Genomic DNA, 18,645 nt, shown 5'->3' on the forward strand with positions numbered 1-18,645 from the left:
TCGGCCAGTGGGTGGTCGACGACGCCGCGGTCACCTTCGCGTACGTACGGAGCATCGGGGACGGGCTGGGGCCCGTGCAGCAGGCCGGGGCCGGTCCCGTCGAGGGGTACTCGAACCCGGCCTGGCTGGCGCTCCTGCTCGCCGGGCGGGCGCTCGGACTCTTCGACCGGGGCGCCTGGTTCGGGGTGAGCGATCTCGCGCTCTTCCCCAAGGCGCTCGCCCTCGCCTGCGTCGCGGGGACGCTGGCCTGCGTGGGCGCGGTGGCCCGGGTGGCGCTGCCCGCGCGCGCCTGGTTCGTCGTGCTCGTCACCGGCGGTCTGCTCGCCGCCGACCGGTCCTACGTCGTGTGGTGCTTCTCGGGCCTGGAGAACGCCCTGTACGGGCTGACCGCCGCCGGGCTCGCGCTGCTCCTCGTCCGGCGCGGCGGAACCGGCCTCGCCTGCGCCGCCGCCGGGGTCGCGCTGGTCGGCGCCCTCACCCGGCCCGACGGCGCCGTGCTCGCCGCCGCCTACCCGCTCACCGTGCTGCTCCTGCGCCGCCGGGGTGCCGTGCGGCTCGCCCTCGTCCACTGCGCCGTCTTCGCGGCCGGTTACGGGACCTTTCTGCTGTGGCGGCACGCGACGTTCGGGCTCTGGGTCCCCAACACCGCCGTCGCCAAGGCCCAGGAGCCGCCGGAACTGGCGGAGCTGGCGAAGGTCGGCGCCCTCGTCGGCTACGCGGGCTGGGCCTTCGTGCTGGTCTGCGTCGGCTGCGCCGGGCTCGTGGTGGCGCGGCCGGGGCCGGCGCGGCGGGTGATCGGCGTGCTGTGCGTGCCGCTCGGACTCTGTCTGCTCGCCTACGGGGCACTGGCCCCGGACTGGATGCCGCTGTACCGGTTCGCGACACCGGTGTGGGTGCTCGGCGCCGCCGTCGCCGCACTCGCCGTGACCGCCGCCTGGAACGGGGCGCGGCCCCGGTCCCGGGTCGTGCTCGGCTGCGCGCTCGGCGGGGCGCTCACGCTCTCCCTCGCCGGGCAGGGCGTGGCCGACGAACGGTTCACCGCCGAGCCGACCCTCTCCATGTGCTGGGTCGCCGACCGCTACGGCCGCACCTTCGACGCGTACGCGGACCGGCTCGCCCTGCGCCCCGGCGCCACCGTCGCGCTGCCCGACCTCGGCGGCACGCTGCTCACCAGCCGGCTGCGGGTCATCGACCTCGCGGGCCTGACCGACCGGCGGATCGCCGAGGCGTACGCGACCCGTGACCGCCCCGCCCTCCTCCACTACGTCCTGCGCGAGGCGCGCCCCGAACTGATCCATGTGCACGCCGCCTGGGTCGGCCGCTCCGGCCTCACCCGCGACCGGCTGGCCGCCGCGGGGTACGTCCCGCTGTACCGGGAGGCGAACGGCGGCGACTACGTCCGTGCCGCCGCGGTCCCCGCCGGCCCGCACCGGATCGCCACGGTGTCCGCCTGGGCGAAGCCCCGCATCGACCGGATGCGCCACGAGAAGCACGCGGAGCGCGGCCGCCTGGGCAACTGCGGAGCAAGGCTCCTGCCGGAGCGGCGGGTGTCTTCGGCCGCGGGTCCGGTGGGGGCTGCGTCATGAGCGGCTCCGCCGCGGGGCGCGAGAAGCCCCACCGGCCCGCAGCCCGCGACGAAGGACCGGCCCGGCAGACGCAGCAGGTAGCCCCCACCGGACCCGCACCCGCCGTGCCGGCGGCGGCGCCGGAGGTCACCCGATGACCACCGCCCTCCTCCCGCACCAGCCACCCCTGAAGCACCGCACCACCACCCGCGCCGACCGCCTGGACGCCCTCACCGGCCTCCGCTTCCTCGCCGCGCTCGCCGTGTTCACGCACCACTTCACGGGCGCGAGCCCGTCCGGCGGAGTCGCGCACGCGCCCGCCCTGTTCCCGTACTCGACGATGGGCGTGAACGGCGTCGGGTTCTTCTTCGTGCTCTCCGGGTTCCTGCTCGCCTGGGGCCACCGCGCGGGCACGCCCGCCCGCGTCTTCTACTGGCGGCGCGCCGGCCGCATCCTGCCGCTGCACCTCGCCGCGACGGTCCCGTGCATCTGGGTGTTCCACGTGTGGGGCGGCGTGCCCTGGGACCTGCCCAGCTTCCTCGCCTCGCTGGCGCTCGTGCAGACCTGGTTCCCGGGCGTCGTGCCGATGTTCCCGGGCAACGGGGTGGCGTGGACGCTGAGCGTGGAGATGTTCTTCTACCTGCTCTTCCCGTTCGTCATCCGGGGCGCCTACCGCCTGCGCACCCGCACCCTGTTCGCCCTGGCCGGCGCCGGGCTCGTCGCCATGTGGGCGGTCAACTGGTGGGCGGCCACGCACCTTTCGCCCTTCCACTGCGAGTGGCTGATGCGGAACCCGGTGACCCGGCTGCCCGAGTTCGCGCTCGGCACCACCCTCGCGCTCGCGGTCGGCCGCGGTCTGCGCTTCCCGCTGCGGCCCGGCGTCCTGGCCGCCGCGTTCGCCGCCTACACCGTCGGCTACGTGCACCGCGGCGACCGGCTGCCGGCCGCCGCCGCGGAGCAACTCGGCTGGACGGTCAGGCCGTTGGTCGCCGTCTTCTCCGTCCTCGTGATCGTCGCGTACGTGCAGCGCGAGCGGGACGGGCGGCGCGGCTGGCTGTGCACGCCGCTCATGGTGCGGCTCGGCGCCTGGTCGTACGCCTTCTATCTGCTGCACCAGACGGTCAACCGGCTGATCCTGGACCACTGGGGGCGCGCCGTGCCCACCGACCGGAACGTGTTCGCCCTGATCGGCGTCGCCGTCGTCGTCGTCGCGCTGTCCTGGGCCGCCTACTCCTACGTCGAGGAGCCGGCCCGCCGCTGGTGGGTTCGTCATCAACCAACGTAAAGTAACCGCCAGTTGACGTAGTGTGACATGAAGGGTGAATTGCGCGTACTGTCCCTCCCCATGGCATGGAAGAAAGCCGTCAACGGCGCCCTCCGGACGCTCACCGGATACCAGCTGACCCGACCGCAGGTGCCCGCGCCCCGGGCCGCCGCCCCGAAGCCCGCGCCCGCGGCCACGCCGCAGGTCAAGCCGAAGCCGAAGCCCAAGCCGAAGAGCCTCGACCTGCCCGTGGACTACGACGACGAGGCCAAGGAGACGATCCGCGCGGTCAAGCCGTGGACCATGACGTCCCCGGAGCGGCTCAACGCGTTCGTCCTCGCCACCCGGCACGTCGTCAAGCACGGCATCCCCGGTGACATCGTCGAGTGCGGCGTGTGGCGCGGCGGTTCGATGCAGGCCTGCGCCAAGACCCTGCTGAACTGCGGCGTCACCGACCGCGACCTGTACCTCTTCGACACGTACGAGGGCATGACGCCGCCCACCGACGAGGACCTGCGGCGCGACGGGAAGCCCGCCGCCGAACTGCTCGCCGTGCAGGGCAAGGACCGGCCGATCTGGGCCGTCGCCACCCTCGACGACGTCAAGTCGGGCTTCGGCAAGGTGCCTTATCCGGCCGAGCGCATCCACTACGTGCAGGGCAAGGTCGAGGACACGGTGCCCGCCGAGGCGCCGGAGAAGATCGCGATCCTGCGGCTCGACACCGACTGGTACGCCTCCACCAAGCACGAACTCGACCACCTCTACGACCGGTTGGTGCCCGGCGGCGTGCTGCTCATCGACGACTACGGCTACTGGCAGGGCTCCCGCCAGGCCGTCGACGAGTTCCTGGAGCGGACCGGCGAGCGGCTGCTGCTGCTCCGGATGGACGAGGGGCGCATCGCCGTCAAGCCCTGAACCGCGTCCCGACTGCGGGGATTTGATCTCCGGCCCCCGTGTCCCCGGACGCGGGGGCCGCGGCACGCTCACTCGTTTGGCCCAGGGTGGGTGACCGGGGGCGGCGGCACCGGTTGTTAACGAGTAGGTCTATCGCCGTTCTCCGAAAGGAATGTGCGCAGAGCATGACACGCCGCCTGACCGTCGTCGTCCCCATCTACAACGTCGAGGACTACCTCGGCGCCTGCCTGGACTCCCTCGCGGCGCAGACCATGCCGGACCTCGAGGTCGTGATGGTCGACGACGGGTCCACCGACGGCAGCGGGGAGATCGCGCGCGCGTACGCCGCGGACGACGGCCGGTTCCGCCTCGTCGAGCAGGCCAACGCGGGGCTCGGCGCCGCCCGCAACGCCGGTGCCCGGCACGCCACCGGAACCTACCTCGCCTTCGTGGACAGCGACGACGTGATCCCGGCAGAGGCGTACGAGCGGATGCTGGCCGCCCTGGAGGAGTCCGGGTCCGACTTCGTCACCGGCAACGTCTTCCGGCTGCGCGCCGACGGCTCCACCGACCAGTCGCCGATGTTCCGCAAGGCGATGGCCGGCACCAGGACCGCCACCCACATCACCCGCGACTGGGCGCTGCTCGCGGACCGGATCGCCTGCAACAAGGTTTTCCGGCGGGCCTTCTGGGAGAGCAACTCCTTCGCGTTCCCGGAAGGCGTGCTGTTCGAGGACATCCCCGTCGTGCTGCCCGCGCACTTCATGGCCCGCAGCGTCGACGTCCTGCACGACACCGTGTACCTGTGGCGCGACCGCGACGGCTCGATCTCCAACCGGCGCGCCATCCCGCGCGCCGTCCGCGACCGCACCGCCTCCGTCTCCGTCGTCAGCCGCTTCCTCGGCGGACGCGAGGAGTGGCGCGAGGCCAAACGGCGCTACGACACCTCGGTCGTCTCCGGCGACCTGTGGATGTTCATGGAGGCGCTGCCCGACGGCGACGCCGCCTACCACGAGGCGTTCCTGGACCACGCCAACGCGTTCGTCGACACCGTCGACCCGGGCGTCCTCGACGCGCTGCAGCTCGGGATGCGGGTGCGCTGGGGGCTGATCCGCCGGCGCCGGATGTCCGAACTGCTGGCGTTCATGGCGTACGAGAAGGCGAACCCGGGAGCCTTCCGGGCCCGGCGCGGACTGCGCGGGCGGCGCGCCGCGTTCCCGGTGCTCGACCGCAGGCTGCCGCGCCGGGTGGTCGGACTGCGCAAGGCGGAGCTGCCGCTCAACGCCCGGATCACCCAAGCGAGTTGGGGCGAGGACGGCCGGCTGCACGTCAAGGGCTACGCGTACGTGCGCAATCTGCCCGCGGGGCGCTTCGCCGCGCGGGCCCGGATCGCCTGGCTGCGCGCGGGCCGGCGCCGGGCCGTGCCGCTGCGCCTGCGCACCGTCCGCTCCCGCGAGGCCACCCTCGCCTCCCGGCAGGGCCTGCACAACTACGACCGGGCCGGGTTCGAGACCGTCGTCGACCCGGCGAAACTGGTCACCGGCCGGACCAGCACCACCTGGAACCTGGAGCTCGGCGCGTACGCGGGAAATCCGCTGCCGCGCACCGGCCCGGTACGGATGAGCGGGCCCTGTCCGGTGCCGGTCCGCCAGCTCGACGACTTCCTGCGGATCGTGCCCACGCTCAGCGACGGCCGGTTCAGGCTCCGCGTGGAGCGGCTCGCCGCACGCCTCGTCGAGCACCACGACGACGGTGAACGGGTGCACCTGAAAGGCGAGTTGGCGCCCGGCACCCAGGCCGGTCCGGTCGCCGTGCGGGTGGAGAACTGGCGCACCAAGGAGGCCCACGACCTGCCGGTGGCCGTCGACGGACGCACGTTCACGGCGGACGTGCCGCTCGCCCTGTTCGGCGGCGCGGAGGGCGCCGCCGACCCGTGGGGCGTCGGCCTGGTCCACGAGGGCGGCCGATGGAGCTCGCTGCCCGTGCGCCCCGACATCGCGCCCGGCCGCTACGGCCTCGGCGGCGGCCGCGAGCTGATGGTCCTCGCCAACGCGTCCGGCAACACCGAGCTGCGTGACCAGACGGTGCGGCCCGTCGTCGACACCGTCCGCTGGGAGGAGTGCGCGGACGACGGGTGCCGGACGTGCGCGGACGGCCGCGAGCCCGGACACCTGCTGCTCGCGGGCAGCTACCCGGCGACCGGCCACCGTGAACTGGTCCTGGTGCACAGCGGCCACGACGAGGAGGCCGTCCTGCCGGTGACCCTCGCCGACGGCCGCTTCGAGACCGTGGTGCGGCCGCACGCCGTCACGGGCCCGGCCGGCACGCTGCCGCTGGCCGAGGGCAACTGGTACCTGTTCCTGCGCGAGCCGGGCGACGCGGGACCCGACGGCCGCGTCCCGCTCCTCGTCGCACCCGCCCGCCACGCGGACCTGCCGCTCGTGCGGGCCAGGTACGGCCGGGACTTCACGGTGCAGCGGCGCCACCACGACCAGCTCCTCGTCACCTCCGGCTCGGCGCTGCCCGAGCGGGACCGCGGCCGCGGCGCGCAGGCGGCGCTGCGCGAGCGCTACGCCGCCCAGCGCACGCTGCCCCGCCGCGACGCCGTCCTCTACGTCAGCTTCGACGGCCGCCAGTACTCCGACTCGCCGCGCGCCGTCCACGAAGAGCTGGCCGCCCGCGACACCGGCCTCGAGCACCTGTGGGTGGTCCGCGACCAGCAGGTCGACGTGCCGCCGGGCGTCACCACCGTCGCCCTGTGGAGCGCCGAATGGCACGAGGCGCTCGCCCGCTGCCGCGGCATCGTGACCAACACCCACCTGCCCGAGTGGTTCGAGCGCGCCGAGGGCCAGTACGTCGTCCAGACCTGGCACGGCACACCCCTCAAACGGATCGGCCGCGACCTGGCGGGCAGCGCGTCCGCCGACCAGAAGTACATCGCGACGCTGCCCGCCCGCGCCGACCAGTGGTCGCTGCTCGTCTCCCCGAACAGCTTCTCCACCCCGATCCTGCGCGGCGCCTTCGGCTACACCGGCGACGTCCTCGGCTCGGGCTACCCGCGCAACGACGTGCTGCACGCCGCCGACCGCGACAAGCTGTCCGCGTCCGTGCGCGAGCGGCTCGGCATCCCCGAGGACAAGCGCGTCATCCTGTACGCGCCGACCTGGCGCGAGAACCAGCCCCGCAGGTCCGGCCGGTACGGCCTCGACCTGCAGCTCGACCTGGCCGCCGCGCGGGCCGCGCTCGGCGACGACCACGTGCTGCTGGTCCGCCGCCACTACCTGGTCGGCGGCGCCGTGCCCGCCTGCGACTTCGTGCGCGACGTCAGCCGCCACCCGGACGCGGCCGAACTCCTGCTGATCGCCGACGTACTGGTGACGGACTACTCGTCGATGATGTTCGACTTCGCGCAGACCGGCCGGCCGATGCTCTTCCACACGTACGACCTCGACCACTACCGGGACACCCTGCGCGGCTTCTACTTCGACTTCGCCGCCCAGGCCCCGGGACCGCTGCTGCGCACCAGCGACGAAGTGATCGCCGCGCTCCTCGACCCGGACGCCGCCGTCGCCGGGCACCGGGACTCCTACGAACGGTTCCGCGAGGCGTTCTGCGACCTCGACGACGGGACCGCCGCCGCGCAGGCGGCCGACGCGATGCTGGCCCACGTCCAGGACGGAGGCCGCCGATGACCCGAAGGTCCGCCGCGGAACTCTTCGACGTCAGCGTGGTCGTGGACTGCCCCGAGGGCACCGACCCGGACCGGCTGCGCGCCACGGTCCGCTCCGTCCTCGACCAGACCCTGTCGGGAGCGGAGGCCGCGCTCACCGGCGACGGCGTCGGCGACACGGGTGCCGTCCTGGCCGCCGACCACCCGCACCGGGTCCGCGTCGGCGCCCCGCGCGGCACGTACGTGCTGTCGCTGGCGCCCGGCGAGCTCCTGGAGCGCAACGCCTGCCGCAACCTGTTCGCGGCGGCCCGCCGTACCGGCGCCGACCTGGTCGCGGGCCGCTGGACCCGGCTCACCGGGAGCGGGTCGAAGGAGCGGGCGCCCGAGTGGCAGGCCGCCCTGTTCGCCCGGTCGCGGATCGTCACCGACCTGGCCGAGGCGCCCGAGCTGGTGACCCGCGGCGGGCCGGGCGCCGGGTACTGCGTGCGGCGCGCCTGGGCGGACGGGGTCGTGGGCCCCGGCACGGCCGGGGCCGCCGACGGCGCCGCGGGCAGCGGTCTGCTGCTCGCGCTCGCCGCCCGCCGGATCGCCCTCGTACCGAACCTGATCACCACCCGGCGCGCCGCCCCCGACCCGCTGCACGGCCTGCCCGCCGCGGCGGACGCCCAGCGGCAGGCCCTCGCCCTGCTCGACGATCCGGCACTGCGCGCCGGGCTCGCCCGCGCCTTCCTCACCGACCACGTCCTGCCGTGCGTCCGCGCCTTCCTCACCCTGGGCCGGGACCGCAGGGCCCGACTGGCCGACGAGTACGGCACGTTCTTGGCCGGCCTGGTCCCCGACGACGCGCTGGGCACGCTGGCGCCGCTGGAGCGCGTCGCCGTGTGCCTGCTCGCCGCCGGCGACGCCGACGGCGTGCACACCGCCGCGTACGCCCTGGAGCACCCGGACACCGTCGTGACCCCGCTGGTGCGCCGCGACGACCGCGTCCGGTGGTCCGACGACCGCGTCGGCGACCCGTACGACGTCACCGAACTCGGCCATCAGAACCGGCCGTTGAACGGACTCAGACTGCTGAACCGGGTCACCCGCTGCGCCCGCGAGGACGGGCGGCTCGTCGTCGAGGGCGCGGTCGTCGTGCCGTTCGGACTGCTGGACGGCGACCGCACGGCGGTCCTCACCGCGAGCCTCGACTTCACGGTGCGCGACAGCGGCGACAGGACGGTGACGGTCCCGGTCGACGACGTCCGGCCGACCGCCACCGGGATCGCCTGGCGCGCCGTCGTCCCGCTCACCGGCGCCCTGCGCCCGCACGGCATCGGCGACCGGGTCTGGGACCCGCGCCTGCTGCTCGGCATCGACGGCGAACGGCTGCCCCCGCTCGACCTGTTCGCCGAGAAGGACATCGTCCCCGCCGAGGCGACCGCGCTCCCGGCCCGCCCGCGCCTGACCCGCCTCGCCGCCGACACCTGGCAGCCCTACGTCACCGCCCGGCACCACCTCGCGGTCTGCCTGCTGCCCCGGCGCGGGCCCGCCCGCAAGGTCAACGCGCTGGTCGGGTACGCCACGAACTTCCGCCCCGCCCGCAAGCTGAAGCAGGTCAGGAAGAAGCTCCGCAGGACGTACGAGGCGCTGCACGCGCAGCGTGTGAAGGTGCGCGTCTACCGCCGGGTCCTGCGCCGGCTGCCGGTCAGCCGGGGCACCGTCGTCTTCGAGAGCCACATGGGCAAGTGCTACGGCGACAGCCCCCGCGCGATCCACGAGGAGCTCATCGCCCGCCGCCGCGGCGCCCGCGTCGTGTGGTCGTACGCGCAGGACCCGACGGGCTTCCCCCGGGACGCCACACTGGTCAGGCGCTGGTCCTGGCGCTACCTGTGGGCGCTGGCCCGCGCCGAGTGGTGGGTCGACAACCAGGGCTTCCCGCACGCCCTCGACAAGCCCAAGCACACCACGTACCTCCAGACCTGGCACGGCTCCGCGTACAAGCGGATGGGGTTCGACGAGGTCCGGCACAAGACGCAGAACGCGCCGCAGCGCGACCGGCTCGCCCGCGCCGTCGGCCGCTTCGACCACTTCCTGGTCCGCTCCGAGCACGACGTGACGACCCTCGCCCACGCCTACCGCATCCCCGAGGAACGCCTGATGCGCGTCGGCTACCCGCGCAACGACCGCCTCGTGGCGGCCCGCGCCCGGGACGAGCGCGAGGGCCGCTTCCCGCGCCCCGCCCTCGCCGCCGGCCTCGGCATCCCCGACCACCGGACCGTCGTCCTCTACGCGCCCACGTTCCGGGGCACCCCGAAGAACAGGAAGGTCCGGCTCCAGCTGGACGTCCGGGAGTTCGCGGAGCGGTTCGGCGACACCCACGTACTGCTGGTGCGCGCCCACTACATGGAGGCCGCGAGCCTGCCGGTCACCCCGCCCGGCACCGTCGTCGACGTGTCCGCCCACCACGACGTGAGCGAACTCCTCTGCCTCGCCGACGTGCTGGTCACCGACTACTCGTCGATCATGTTCGACTACGCGCTCCTCGACCGCCCGATCGTGCACTACGCCCCCGACCTCGACGCGTACGCCGCCGAGCGCGGCAGCTACTTCGACCTGCGGGCCAGGGCCGGCGGCCCGGTCGTCGAGACGCAGGACGAACTGCACCGCACCCTCGCCGGACTCAAGGAGGCCGACGACGGCTGGCAGGAGGCCCGCCGGGCGTTCGCCGCGGCGTTCGGGACGTACGACGACGGAGGCGCGGCCCGGGCCGTCGTCGACGCGCTCTTCACGCGAAAGGCCGGCAAGTGACGCAATCGATGTACACGACGCGAGCGACGCGGACTCGTGCGCGCGATCTGTTCCTCGTCGCCAACACCACCGACGAACTGGGCGGCGTCACCGCGTGGACCCACCAGATGGCCCGCCTGTTCCAGACGGCCGGACACCGGGTGCACGTCATCGGCGTCCACGAGTCCGATCTGAAGATGGCGGTGCCCGAGACCCCCGGCTACCCGGTGACCGCCCTCTACGAGCAGCACCCGCCGACCCCGCGACCGCTGCGCGGCACCCGCAGGTTCAGCGTCCCCGCCCGCCGCCGCGAGACCCGGCGCGTCGCGGCCATGCGGCGGGCCGTCGAGCGGCTCGACGCGCTGCTGCGTCCGGCGCCGCCCGGATCGGTGCTGGTCGTCACCCAGGTGTGGCCCATGGAGTGGCTGCGCGAGATCGACCTGTCGCACCTCACCGTCATCGGCATGAGCCACGAGTCGTTCGCGTACTCGCGCGCCTGCCACCGCTACCACTGGGTGAAGCGGCACTACCCGCACGTCGACCGCTGGCTGGCGCTGACCCAGGAGGACGCGGACGTCTGGACGGCCGAGGGCCTGAACAACGTGGGCTTCATGCCCAACGCCCTCGCCCACCTCCCCACGATCCCCTCCCCCCGCACCGACAAGGTCGTCTGCTCCATCGGCCGGCTCGCCGACCAGAAGGGCGTCGACATGCTCCTCGACACCTGGGCGAAGGTCGCGCCGTTCCGCGCCGACTGGCAGCTGCACGTGTACGGGGCAGGCGCGGACGAGCCCCAACTCCGCAAGCAATGCGCGGAGTTGGGGCTCGACGGATCGGTGCGGTGGCTCGGGCGCACCGACGACGTGCCGGGGGCCCTCGCCGCCTCCTCCGTGTTCGTGCAGTCCTCCCGCGGCGAGGGCTTCCCGCTCGCCCTCATGGAGGCCATGGCCAGCGCGGTGCCCTGCGCCGCCTTCGACTGCGCCCCGGGCGTCCGGGAGATCGTCCGGGACGGCGAGGACGGTCTGCTCGCCCCGCCGGGCGACCTCGACGCCCTCGCCGACCGGCTGCTGCGCCTCACCGGCAACCCGCGGATGCGGGACGCCATGGGGGAGCGGGCGCGCATCAACGTCCAGCGGTTCTCGCAGGAGCGGGTCCTGGAGATGTGGGAGGACCTGTTCGCGCTCCTGGAGCGCTAGCCGGGGAGCCGGGGCGCGGGACTACCGGCGGCCGAGCAGCGCGCGCAGTGGATTGCGCGAGACGGGCACGGCCTCCGGCGCCTCGGGGCCCGTCGGCTCGGCGGGCCCGGTCGGCCCGGCCGGCTCGTGGCGGGAGGGCGGCTGGGCCGGCCGCTTCGCCTTCTTGCCGTCGATCCGGATCATCGAGTGCCCGGCGACCTCCTCGGCGCCGTGCCACATGTCGTCCCGGCCGGCCAGCATCCCGGCCAGCTCCCGGCGGACCGGCTCGAAGTCGCCCCACGTCCCGTAGAACTTGGTCGCGGTGATGCAGATCGGCTTCAGGCCGGTCGTGGCGACGGCTCCCCAGGTCGCCGCGGCGACCCCCGGGCAGTGCTCGGCGCGGAAGTCGTCGAGGACCACGATGCCGTCCTCGCCGAGGAGTTCGCGGGCCGCCGCGATGTCGCCGTGCACGTGCTCGTACAGGTGCGAGGCGTCGACGTGCACGAAACGGCAGCTGCCCGGGGCGACGAGCGAGGTGATGACGTGCGAGGGGCCCTGCACGACGCGGGGCAGCTCGTCGTGGAAGGACAGGTAGTTCGCCTCGAAGGCGGACCGGGTGAGGGTGCTGTAGGACTTGTTCATCTCCTTGTCGTTCGCCCGGTCCTCGGCGGGCGAGTCGAACAGGTCGCAGACCGTGAACGTCTCCTCTGCCGCCAGGTACTGGCCCATGAAGATGGCGCTCTTGCCCAGGTAGACGCCCAGTTCGAGCAGGTCGCCGTGGTGGGCGCGGTCGTGCTGGCGGGTCAGGAACCAGTCGAAGAGGACCTGGTCGACGTTGTGGAACCAGCCCTTCACGTCTCCCAACGCGGTCGGGCGGGGCAGGGTCGCGGCCGTGGTGGACGGCTCGTGCTGCATGTCAACTCCCAGTGGGGTGGGGTGAGATGTGCGATGTGGGTGTGGGGGTCTGGTGGGGGAGGGAGGCGTCCGGGCCCGGTGCCTGCGGCCGCTCGCCGAGCACGACGTGCCGGACGACGCGCTCGCCGGCGCGCCCGTCGTCGTACGCGCAGAACCGGGCGCGGAACGCGGCGCGCAGCTGCGCCGAGCGCGAGCCGCGCCAGTGGCCCGTGGCGAAGATGTCGATCAGCTCGTCCTCCGAGCGGGCCACCGCGCCCGGCGGGAAGGACCGCAGGTCGAAGTAGGTGCCGCGGGACGCCTCGTACGCCTCCCAGTCGTCGGCGTGGACCACGATGGGCCGGTCGAGGCAGGCGTAGTCGAACATCAGGGACGAGTAGTCGGTGACCAGCGCGTCCGCCGCGAGGCAGAGCGACTCCACGCTCGGATGGTCCGACACGTCGACGAGGCGTGCGCCGCTCGCGCGCGTGAGGGGCTCGCCGTACGTGTGGTGGGCGCGCGACAGGATCACGAAGCGCGGGCCGAGCGTGCGCAGCATGCGCTCCAGGTCGAGCGGCAGGCGCTGGGTGACCCGGTAGTCCCGGTGGGTGGGCGCGTACAGGATCGCGACCGCGTCCTCGGGGATGCCGAGGCCCGCCCGGATCCGGGCGATCTCGGCCGGACTCGCCCTGTGCAGGCGGTCGTTGCGGGGGTAGCCGTACTCCAGCGTCGTGTACGAGGACGGGAAGACGCGCTCCCAGACGAGCGTGGAGTGGCGGTTGGCGGACAGGACGTAGTCCCACTTGTCGACGCTGCGCAGCAGCTGACCGAAGTCGGTGCCGCGCGCCGCCGCCGGATAGTCCTGGAGGTCCAGGCCCATCTTCTTCAGCGGGGTGCCGTGCTGCGTCTGGATCATGACCTGGCCGGGGCGCTTGACCAGGCGGCGGTCGAAGTTGACGTTGTTGACGAGGTACTTGGAGCGCGCGAGCGCCGTCCAGTACGCGGCCGTGCCCGGGGTGAGGCGCCGGGTCGCCGTCGGGATCGTGTGGTGGTGCTCGGGGGCCGCGATCCACGCCGTCCGCACGTGCGGGGCGTGCTCGCGGAACGCCTCCTCCAGGGCGCCGGGGTTGCAGCCGTGGCCGCGCCCCCAGTAGCTGGCGAAGACCGCCTCGTCGGCCCGCACGGGCAGCCGCAGCTGGATCCGGTAGTGGAGCTGCAGGGCCGCCGCCCGCAGGGTGCGGCGGGCGGCGGCCGCGGACCTGCCCGCGCGCTGCTTGACGCGCAGCGCCGTCCACAGCGTCCGGTACGTGCGGTGCGAGCCGAGGCGGACCAGGGCGTGGCGCAGCCGGGTGCGGCGGCTCACCGCGGCGCCGGGGGTGCGGTAGCGGGCGTAGTGCGCCCGCGCCCTGCGCAGGAACTCGGCGCGGCTGCGGCGGGGGAGCCGGCCCCGCTTGGTGAAGAGGGTGGACAGGTGGTCGACCATGCGCCGGAACATGACCGCGCGCCATTCGGCGTCCAGGTCCGGGTGCTGGTCGAGGAACTCGAAGACGCGCTCGTACTGGTCGAAGATGTCGAAGTGTTTGCGGGACGTGGTGCCCAGAATGTTGCCCTGACGTCGCTGGCGGTAGTGGACGCAGACCCGGTCCAGGGTCGCGATGGTCTCGGAGGCCATCAGGACTGGGTAGGTCCAGGGAGTGTCCTCGTAGTAACCGGGAGGGAACGAGAAGCCCTCGCGCTCGATGAACTCCCGGTGGTACGCCTTGTTCCAGACCACCATCAGCAGCTTCAACAGCCGTGGTCTGTCAGCGAGTTGGAAGGGTGCGGGACCCTCCTGGGACAGCAGGTGCGCGAACTGGTTGCGGACCTCGCGGCCGTCCCAGAACGTCCGCGCGTAGTCGAACAGCAGGACGTCGGGCGAACCCGTCTCCTTGATGCGGTCCGCGATAGCCCGCAGCGCGCCGGGCGTGAGGCTGTCGTCGCTGTCGAGGAACAGGACGTAGTCGCCGGTGGCGTGCTTCAGGCCCGCGTTGCGCGCGCGGCCGAGCCCCACGTTCTCGTCGAGGTGGACGGGGATCACGCGGGCGTCGCGCGCCGCGAACTCGTCGATGATCTCCCCGCACGCGTCCGGCGAGCAGTCGTCCACCGCGATCACTTCCAGGTCCGTGAAGGACTGCTCCAGGACCGAGGCGAGGCACTCGTGCAGATACGCCTGCACCTTGTACGCGGGGACGATGACACTGAACCGGGGCAAGGTCGCACATCCATGGGTCGGCGCGGGCATACTGCCCGGCAACGCCCGGTGGAGTGATCCGGTTACGCCGGATGTGGCATACGGGGGACGGGCGAGGGGCGGCCCGGTCGTCCCGGTCCGCCCCCCAACGTGCCGTGCCCGTCGGCTACTTCACCGCACCCGCCATCACGCCGGAGACGAACTGGCGCTGGAAGGCGAAGAACACGGCCAGCGGGATCACCATCGAGATGAACGCGCCGGGACCCAGCACGTCGACGTTGTTGCCGAACTGCCGTACCTGGGTCTGCAGCGCGACCGTGATCGGCTGGCTGTCGGTGTCCGTGAAGATCAGCGCGACCAGCATGTCGTTCCACACCCACAGGAACTGGAAGATGCCGAGCGAGGCGATCGCCGGACCGCCGAGCGGCATCACGACCCGGACGAACAGGCGCAGTTCACCCGCGCCGTCCAGCCGGGCCGCCTCCAGGAGTTCGCGCGGGATCTCCGCGAAGAAGTTCCGCAGCAGGAACACCGCGAACGGCAGCCCGAACCCCACGTGGAAGAGGATCACTCCGATCAGCGACCCGAAGATGCCGATGTCGCCGAAGAGCTTGGCGATCGGTACGAGGGCCAGCTGCACCGGCACCACGAGCAGCCCGACCACGATCAGGAACCACCAGTCGCGGCCCGGGAACTCCATCCACGCGAAGGCGTATCCGGCCAGCGACCCGATCACGATGACCAGCACCGTCGCGGGCACCGTGATCAGGGCCGTGTTCACCAGCGACCGGGTGATGTCGGAGTTCTCCAGCAGGCTCGCGTAGCTGTCGAAGGTCAGCTGCGACGGCTTGCTGAACACCTTCCACCAGCCGCTCGCCGACATGTCCTCCGTGGAGCGCAGCGAGGACAGCAGCAGCCCGATCGTGGGGACCAGCCAGAGCGCGCCGATCAGGATCAGGACGAACTGCAGCACCCCGCCGCTGACCTTCTCGCCGATCCGGCCCGCGATCGACCGCTTCGCCTTCACCGACTCGTCGACGGTGCTCATCGCCGCACCTCCCGCCGCAGCCGCCTCATGTTGAACCACATCACCGGGATCACCAGCAGCAGCAGGAGGACCGCGATGGCGCTGGCCAGGCCCTCGTTGCCCTCGCTGAACGCCGACCGGTACAGCTGCAGGGCGAGCACGTTGGCGTCGTCCTGCGTGGCGCCCGGCGCGATGATGAAGATCAGGTCGAAGATCTTCAGGACGTTGATCATCAGCGTCACGAGGACGACGGCGAGCACCGGGGCGAGCAGCGGCACCGTGACCCGCCGGAACACCTGCCACTCCGTGGCGCCGTCGACCCGTGCGGCCTCCAGGAGTTCGCGCGGGATGCCGGCCAGGCCCGCGCCGATGAGGACCATCGCGAAGCCCGCCCACATCCAGATGTACGCGACCATGATCGAGGTCGTCACGATGTTGAGGTAGAGGTCGAACCCGCCCAGGTGGATCGTGAAGAACTTCTTGTCGCCGAGCCAGTCGACGCCGTTGTACGCCTCCTCGAAGTTCGACGCGGGGAGCCGGAGCCGCGCCCCGTCGGCGCTCGCGGGGAGCGTGAAGGTGCCGTCGGCGGCCGCCGACGTCGAGGCGACCACCTTGCCGCCCTTGACCGCCTCGATCTTCATCCCGGGGTAGCCGAGTTCGGTGGAGTCGACGTTGTTGATGCCGCCCGCGCCCTTGCCGAGGGTGAAGTCCTGCCAGACGGTGCCGGTCACCTTGTTCGGAGCGCTCGTCGCCTGCTTCGCGGGCTTCGCGCCGCCCGGCATCTGGTCGGCGGCGACCCCGACGAGCGGCAGCAGCACGTTGCCGCCCGCCTTCACCGGGTCCTTGGTCAGGTAGGGGCCGCCGCTCTTCCCGGCGAGCGGCGCGTTCGGCCGCGGATGGGCCTTCGGGAACGCGGACGACTCGGCGAACGTGTCGTGGATGCCGACCCAGACCGCGTTCACCGCGCCCTTCTCCGGATCCTGGTCGTACACCAGCCGGAAGATGATGCCCGCGGCCAGCATCGAGATCGCCATCGGCATGAAGACCACGAGCTTGAACGCGGTGCCCCAGCGGATCCGCTCCGTCAGCACCGCGAAGATCAGTCCGAGCACGGTGGCGACGGTCGGGGCGAGCACCACCCAGAAGATGTTGTTGTTGATCGCGGCCTTGGTGTCGGCCCGGGTGAACAGGGTCTCGTAGTTGTCGAAGCCGATGAAGGAGCCGCCCGACTGGTCGAAGAAGCTGCGCACGACCGAGTACCCGATGGGGTAGACGACGAGCGCGCCGAGCAGCACCAGGGTGGGCAGCAGGAACAGCAGCGCGATCGACCTGCGGGTGCCGGTCACGCTCTTGAAACGACGGTTCTTCGGTTGGGGGGCCGGCCCGGGGGGAGCCGTCACGTCACCCGCGTCGTCCGCGGGTGACGTGCGGTCCTTCCTCGCCGGGCCGCTGTCGGCGGCCGGTGTCATCGCCGCGTCAGTCCTTGTACGCCTTGGCCGCCTCGGCCTCCAGCGTCGCCTGGGTGCCCGCGACGTCCTTCGGGTTCGTCAGGAAGTCCTGCAGCGCCTTCCACTCGCCCTTGCCGGGCGTGCCGCCGAACGCCTGCGGGGTCTGGTCGGACATGTCGAAGCGGAAGTCGTCACCGGCGTCGATCAGCGCCTTGGCGATCGTGCGCTGCACCTCGTTCGGGTACGCGGAGAGGTCCACGTTCTTGTTGGGGGAGAGGTAACCGCCCAGCTTCGCCTGGATGGTGGCGGCGTCCGGCGACGCGAGGAACGTGACGAGCGCCTGCGCGGCCTTGGAGTCCTTCAGGATGACCGCGGCGTCACCGCCACTGACCACCGGCGCCTGGTCGCCGGCCGCCGGGAACGGGAACACCTTCGCGTCCGTCCCGACCTTCGCCTTCGTCTGCTGGATGTTGACCTGCACGAAGTCGCCCTCGTAGACCATGGCGCCCTTCGGCTGGTCGCCGCCCGTGAAGGTCTGCTCGACCGACTTCGTGAACTCGGTCTGCACGGCTTCCTTGTTGCCGCCCGCGATGAAGTCGCTCTTGCCCCACAGCTGCGCGAGCGTCGTCAGCGCCTGCTTGACCGACGGGTCCGTCCACTTGATCTCGTGCTTGGCGAGCTGGTCGTACTTCTCCGGCCCGGCCTGCGAGAGGTAGATGTTCTCGAACCAGTCCGTGAGCGGCCAGCCGTCCGCCCCGCCGATCGACATCGGCGTGACACCCGAGTCGTAGATCGCCTGCGCGGTGGCCAGGAACTCCTTCCAGGTCTTCGGCTCCTTGGCCGCCGCGTTCTCGAAGACCTTGGCGTTGTACCAGACCAGCGACTTGTTCGCGGCCTTGTAGTAGGCCGCGTACTGCTTGCCGTCGACCTTGCCCAGGTCCTGCCAGCCCTGCGAGTAGTTCTTGGTGAGCTGGGCCTGGGCGTCCGCGCCGAGCGGCTTCGCCCACTTCTTGTCGACGGCCTGCTTGATCGCGCCCGGCTGCGGCAGCATCGCGACGTCCGGCGGGGCACCGCCCGCCACCTTCGACCCCAGGAAGTTGATGATCGGGTCCTGCGCCGGCACGAACGTGACCTTCGCGCCCGTCCGCTTCTCGAACTCCGCGAGGACCTGCTTGAAGTTCTTCTGCTCGTCGCCGGTCCAGACGGCGGCTATCTCCAGCGATTCGCCGTCCAGCTTGGGCAGTTGGAGCGAGGAACCCTTGCTGCTGCTCGTGCCGCCGCTCGGCTCGTTCTTCCCGTTGTCGTCGTCCCCGCAGGAGGTGAGCGCAAGCGCCAGGGAGCCTACGGCTATGGCCACGACGGCTCGGCGGAGGGTGGGTGTCCTGGTTGTCCGAAGAGTGCTGCGCATCACTGCCCCGTTCTCGTCCTGAAGGCTGAACGTCCGTACTGAGCGCTGTGCCGTTCGCACTGGTCTACGCCCGACCAGGGAGAACCGGCAAGGGTGCCCGTACTGTCAAGGCGGTGATCGTGACGGGGTCGTGATGCGTCAATGTCGTTACGGGGAGCTGGAGTTGACGGAGATCACTCCAAACACGGAACTCCTTCCCGCCATGGGTGCTGCCGCTGCCACGGCTCCCCGCCCGCCTTGGGCAATCCGCCGCCCGGGGCGGCAGGGTGGGCAAGGCGGCACCCCGGTGCGGCGCAACAGTCAC

The 18,645-nt window shown here is 72.3% G+C and carries 12 protein-coding genes; 7 read left to right on the top strand and 5 right to left on the bottom strand.

Going from position 1 to position 18,645, the window contains the following annotated elements; genetic code table 11:
• The 7 genes from M4J07_RS38325 to M4J07_RS38355 all read left to right on the top strand — a co-directional run.
• Positions 1-1,586, top strand: a 1,586-nt coding sequence (locus M4J07_RS38325) for a hypothetical protein (protein ID WP_255980037.1), incomplete at its 5' end; no start/stop codon positions are given.
• Positions 1,583-1,723 (top strand): hypothetical protein, encoded by a 141-nt coding sequence (locus tag M4J07_RS38330; RefSeq protein WP_255980039.1) that lies wholly within the window; start codon positions 1,583-1,585, stop codon positions 1,721-1,723. The genes M4J07_RS38325 and M4J07_RS38330, both read left to right, overlap by 4 nt.
• Complete coding sequence (locus tag M4J07_RS38335; protein WP_255980041.1) at positions 1,720-2,850, top strand: acyltransferase family protein; 1,131 nt, start codon at positions 1,720-1,722, stop codon at positions 2,848-2,850. The genes M4J07_RS38330 and M4J07_RS38335 overlap by 4 nt, the downstream gene beginning before the upstream one ends.
• A gap of 27 nt (positions 2,851-2,877) precedes the next feature.
• A complete protein-coding gene (locus tag M4J07_RS38340; RefSeq protein ID WP_374215162.1) occupies positions 2,878-3,744 on the top strand; it encodes a TylF/MycF/NovP-related O-methyltransferase in 867 nt (288 codons plus the stop codon).
• Positions 3,745-3,908: 164 nt separating this feature from the next.
• Positions 3,909-7,415, top strand: a complete 3,507-nt coding sequence (locus M4J07_RS38345) for a bifunctional glycosyltransferase/CDP-glycerol:glycerophosphate glycerophosphotransferase (RefSeq protein ID WP_255980045.1) — start codon at positions 3,909-3,911, stop codon at positions 7,413-7,415.
• The gene (locus M4J07_RS38350) at positions 7,412-10,183 is read left to right on the top strand and encodes a CDP-glycerol glycerophosphotransferase family protein (RefSeq protein WP_255980047.1); all 2,772 of its coding nucleotides are present in this window, start codon (positions 7,412-7,414) and stop codon (positions 10,181-10,183) included. The genes M4J07_RS38345 and M4J07_RS38350 overlap by 4 nt, the downstream gene beginning before the upstream one ends.
• 8 nt (positions 10,184-10,191) lie before the next feature.
• Positions 10,192-11,358 carry a glycosyltransferase gene (locus tag M4J07_RS38355; RefSeq protein WP_255980049.1) on the top strand — a complete coding sequence of 389 codons (1,167 nt, stop codon included), beginning with the start codon at positions 10,192-10,194 and terminating at the stop codon, positions 11,356-11,358.
• A gap of 21 nt (positions 11,359-11,379) precedes the next feature.
• On the opposite strand, the gene M4J07_RS38360 is transcribed toward M4J07_RS38355, so the two are convergent.
• From M4J07_RS38360 to M4J07_RS38380, 5 genes are all read right to left on the bottom strand, one after another.
• Positions 11,380-12,252 (bottom strand): class I SAM-dependent methyltransferase, encoded by an 873-nt coding sequence (locus M4J07_RS38360; protein WP_255980051.1) that lies wholly within the window; start codon positions 12,250-12,252, stop codon positions 11,380-11,382.
• Between the two features lies 1 nt (position 12,253).
• A complete protein-coding gene (locus M4J07_RS38365; protein WP_255980053.1) occupies positions 12,254-14,479 on the bottom strand; it encodes a bifunctional glycosyltransferase/CDP-glycerol:glycerophosphate glycerophosphotransferase in 2,226 nt (741 codons plus the stop codon).
• A gap of 145 nt (positions 14,480-14,624) precedes the next feature.
• Positions 14,625-15,506: a carbohydrate ABC transporter permease gene (locus M4J07_RS38370; protein ID WP_255980055.1), complete on the bottom strand. Its 882-nt coding sequence runs from the start codon at positions 15,504-15,506 to the stop codon at positions 14,625-14,627.
• Positions 15,503-16,831, bottom strand: coding sequence for a carbohydrate ABC transporter permease (locus M4J07_RS38375; protein WP_308284809.1), 1,329 nt, complete (start codon positions 16,829-16,831; stop codon positions 15,503-15,505). Before M4J07_RS38375 ends, M4J07_RS38370 begins: the two co-directional genes overlap by 4 nt.
• Before the next feature lie 130 nt (positions 16,832-16,961).
• The gene (locus M4J07_RS38380; protein WP_255980059.1) at positions 16,962-18,341 is read right to left on the bottom strand and encodes an ABC transporter substrate-binding protein; all 1,380 of its coding nucleotides are present in this window, start codon (positions 18,339-18,341) and stop codon (positions 16,962-16,964) included.
• Positions 18,342-18,645: the final 304 nt, after the last annotated feature.

It is taken from the genome of Streptomyces longispororuber (assembly GCF_024448165.1).
GTDB classification, from domain to species: domain Bacteria; phylum Actinomycetota; class Actinomycetes; order Streptomycetales; family Streptomycetaceae; genus Streptomyces; species Streptomyces longispororuber_A.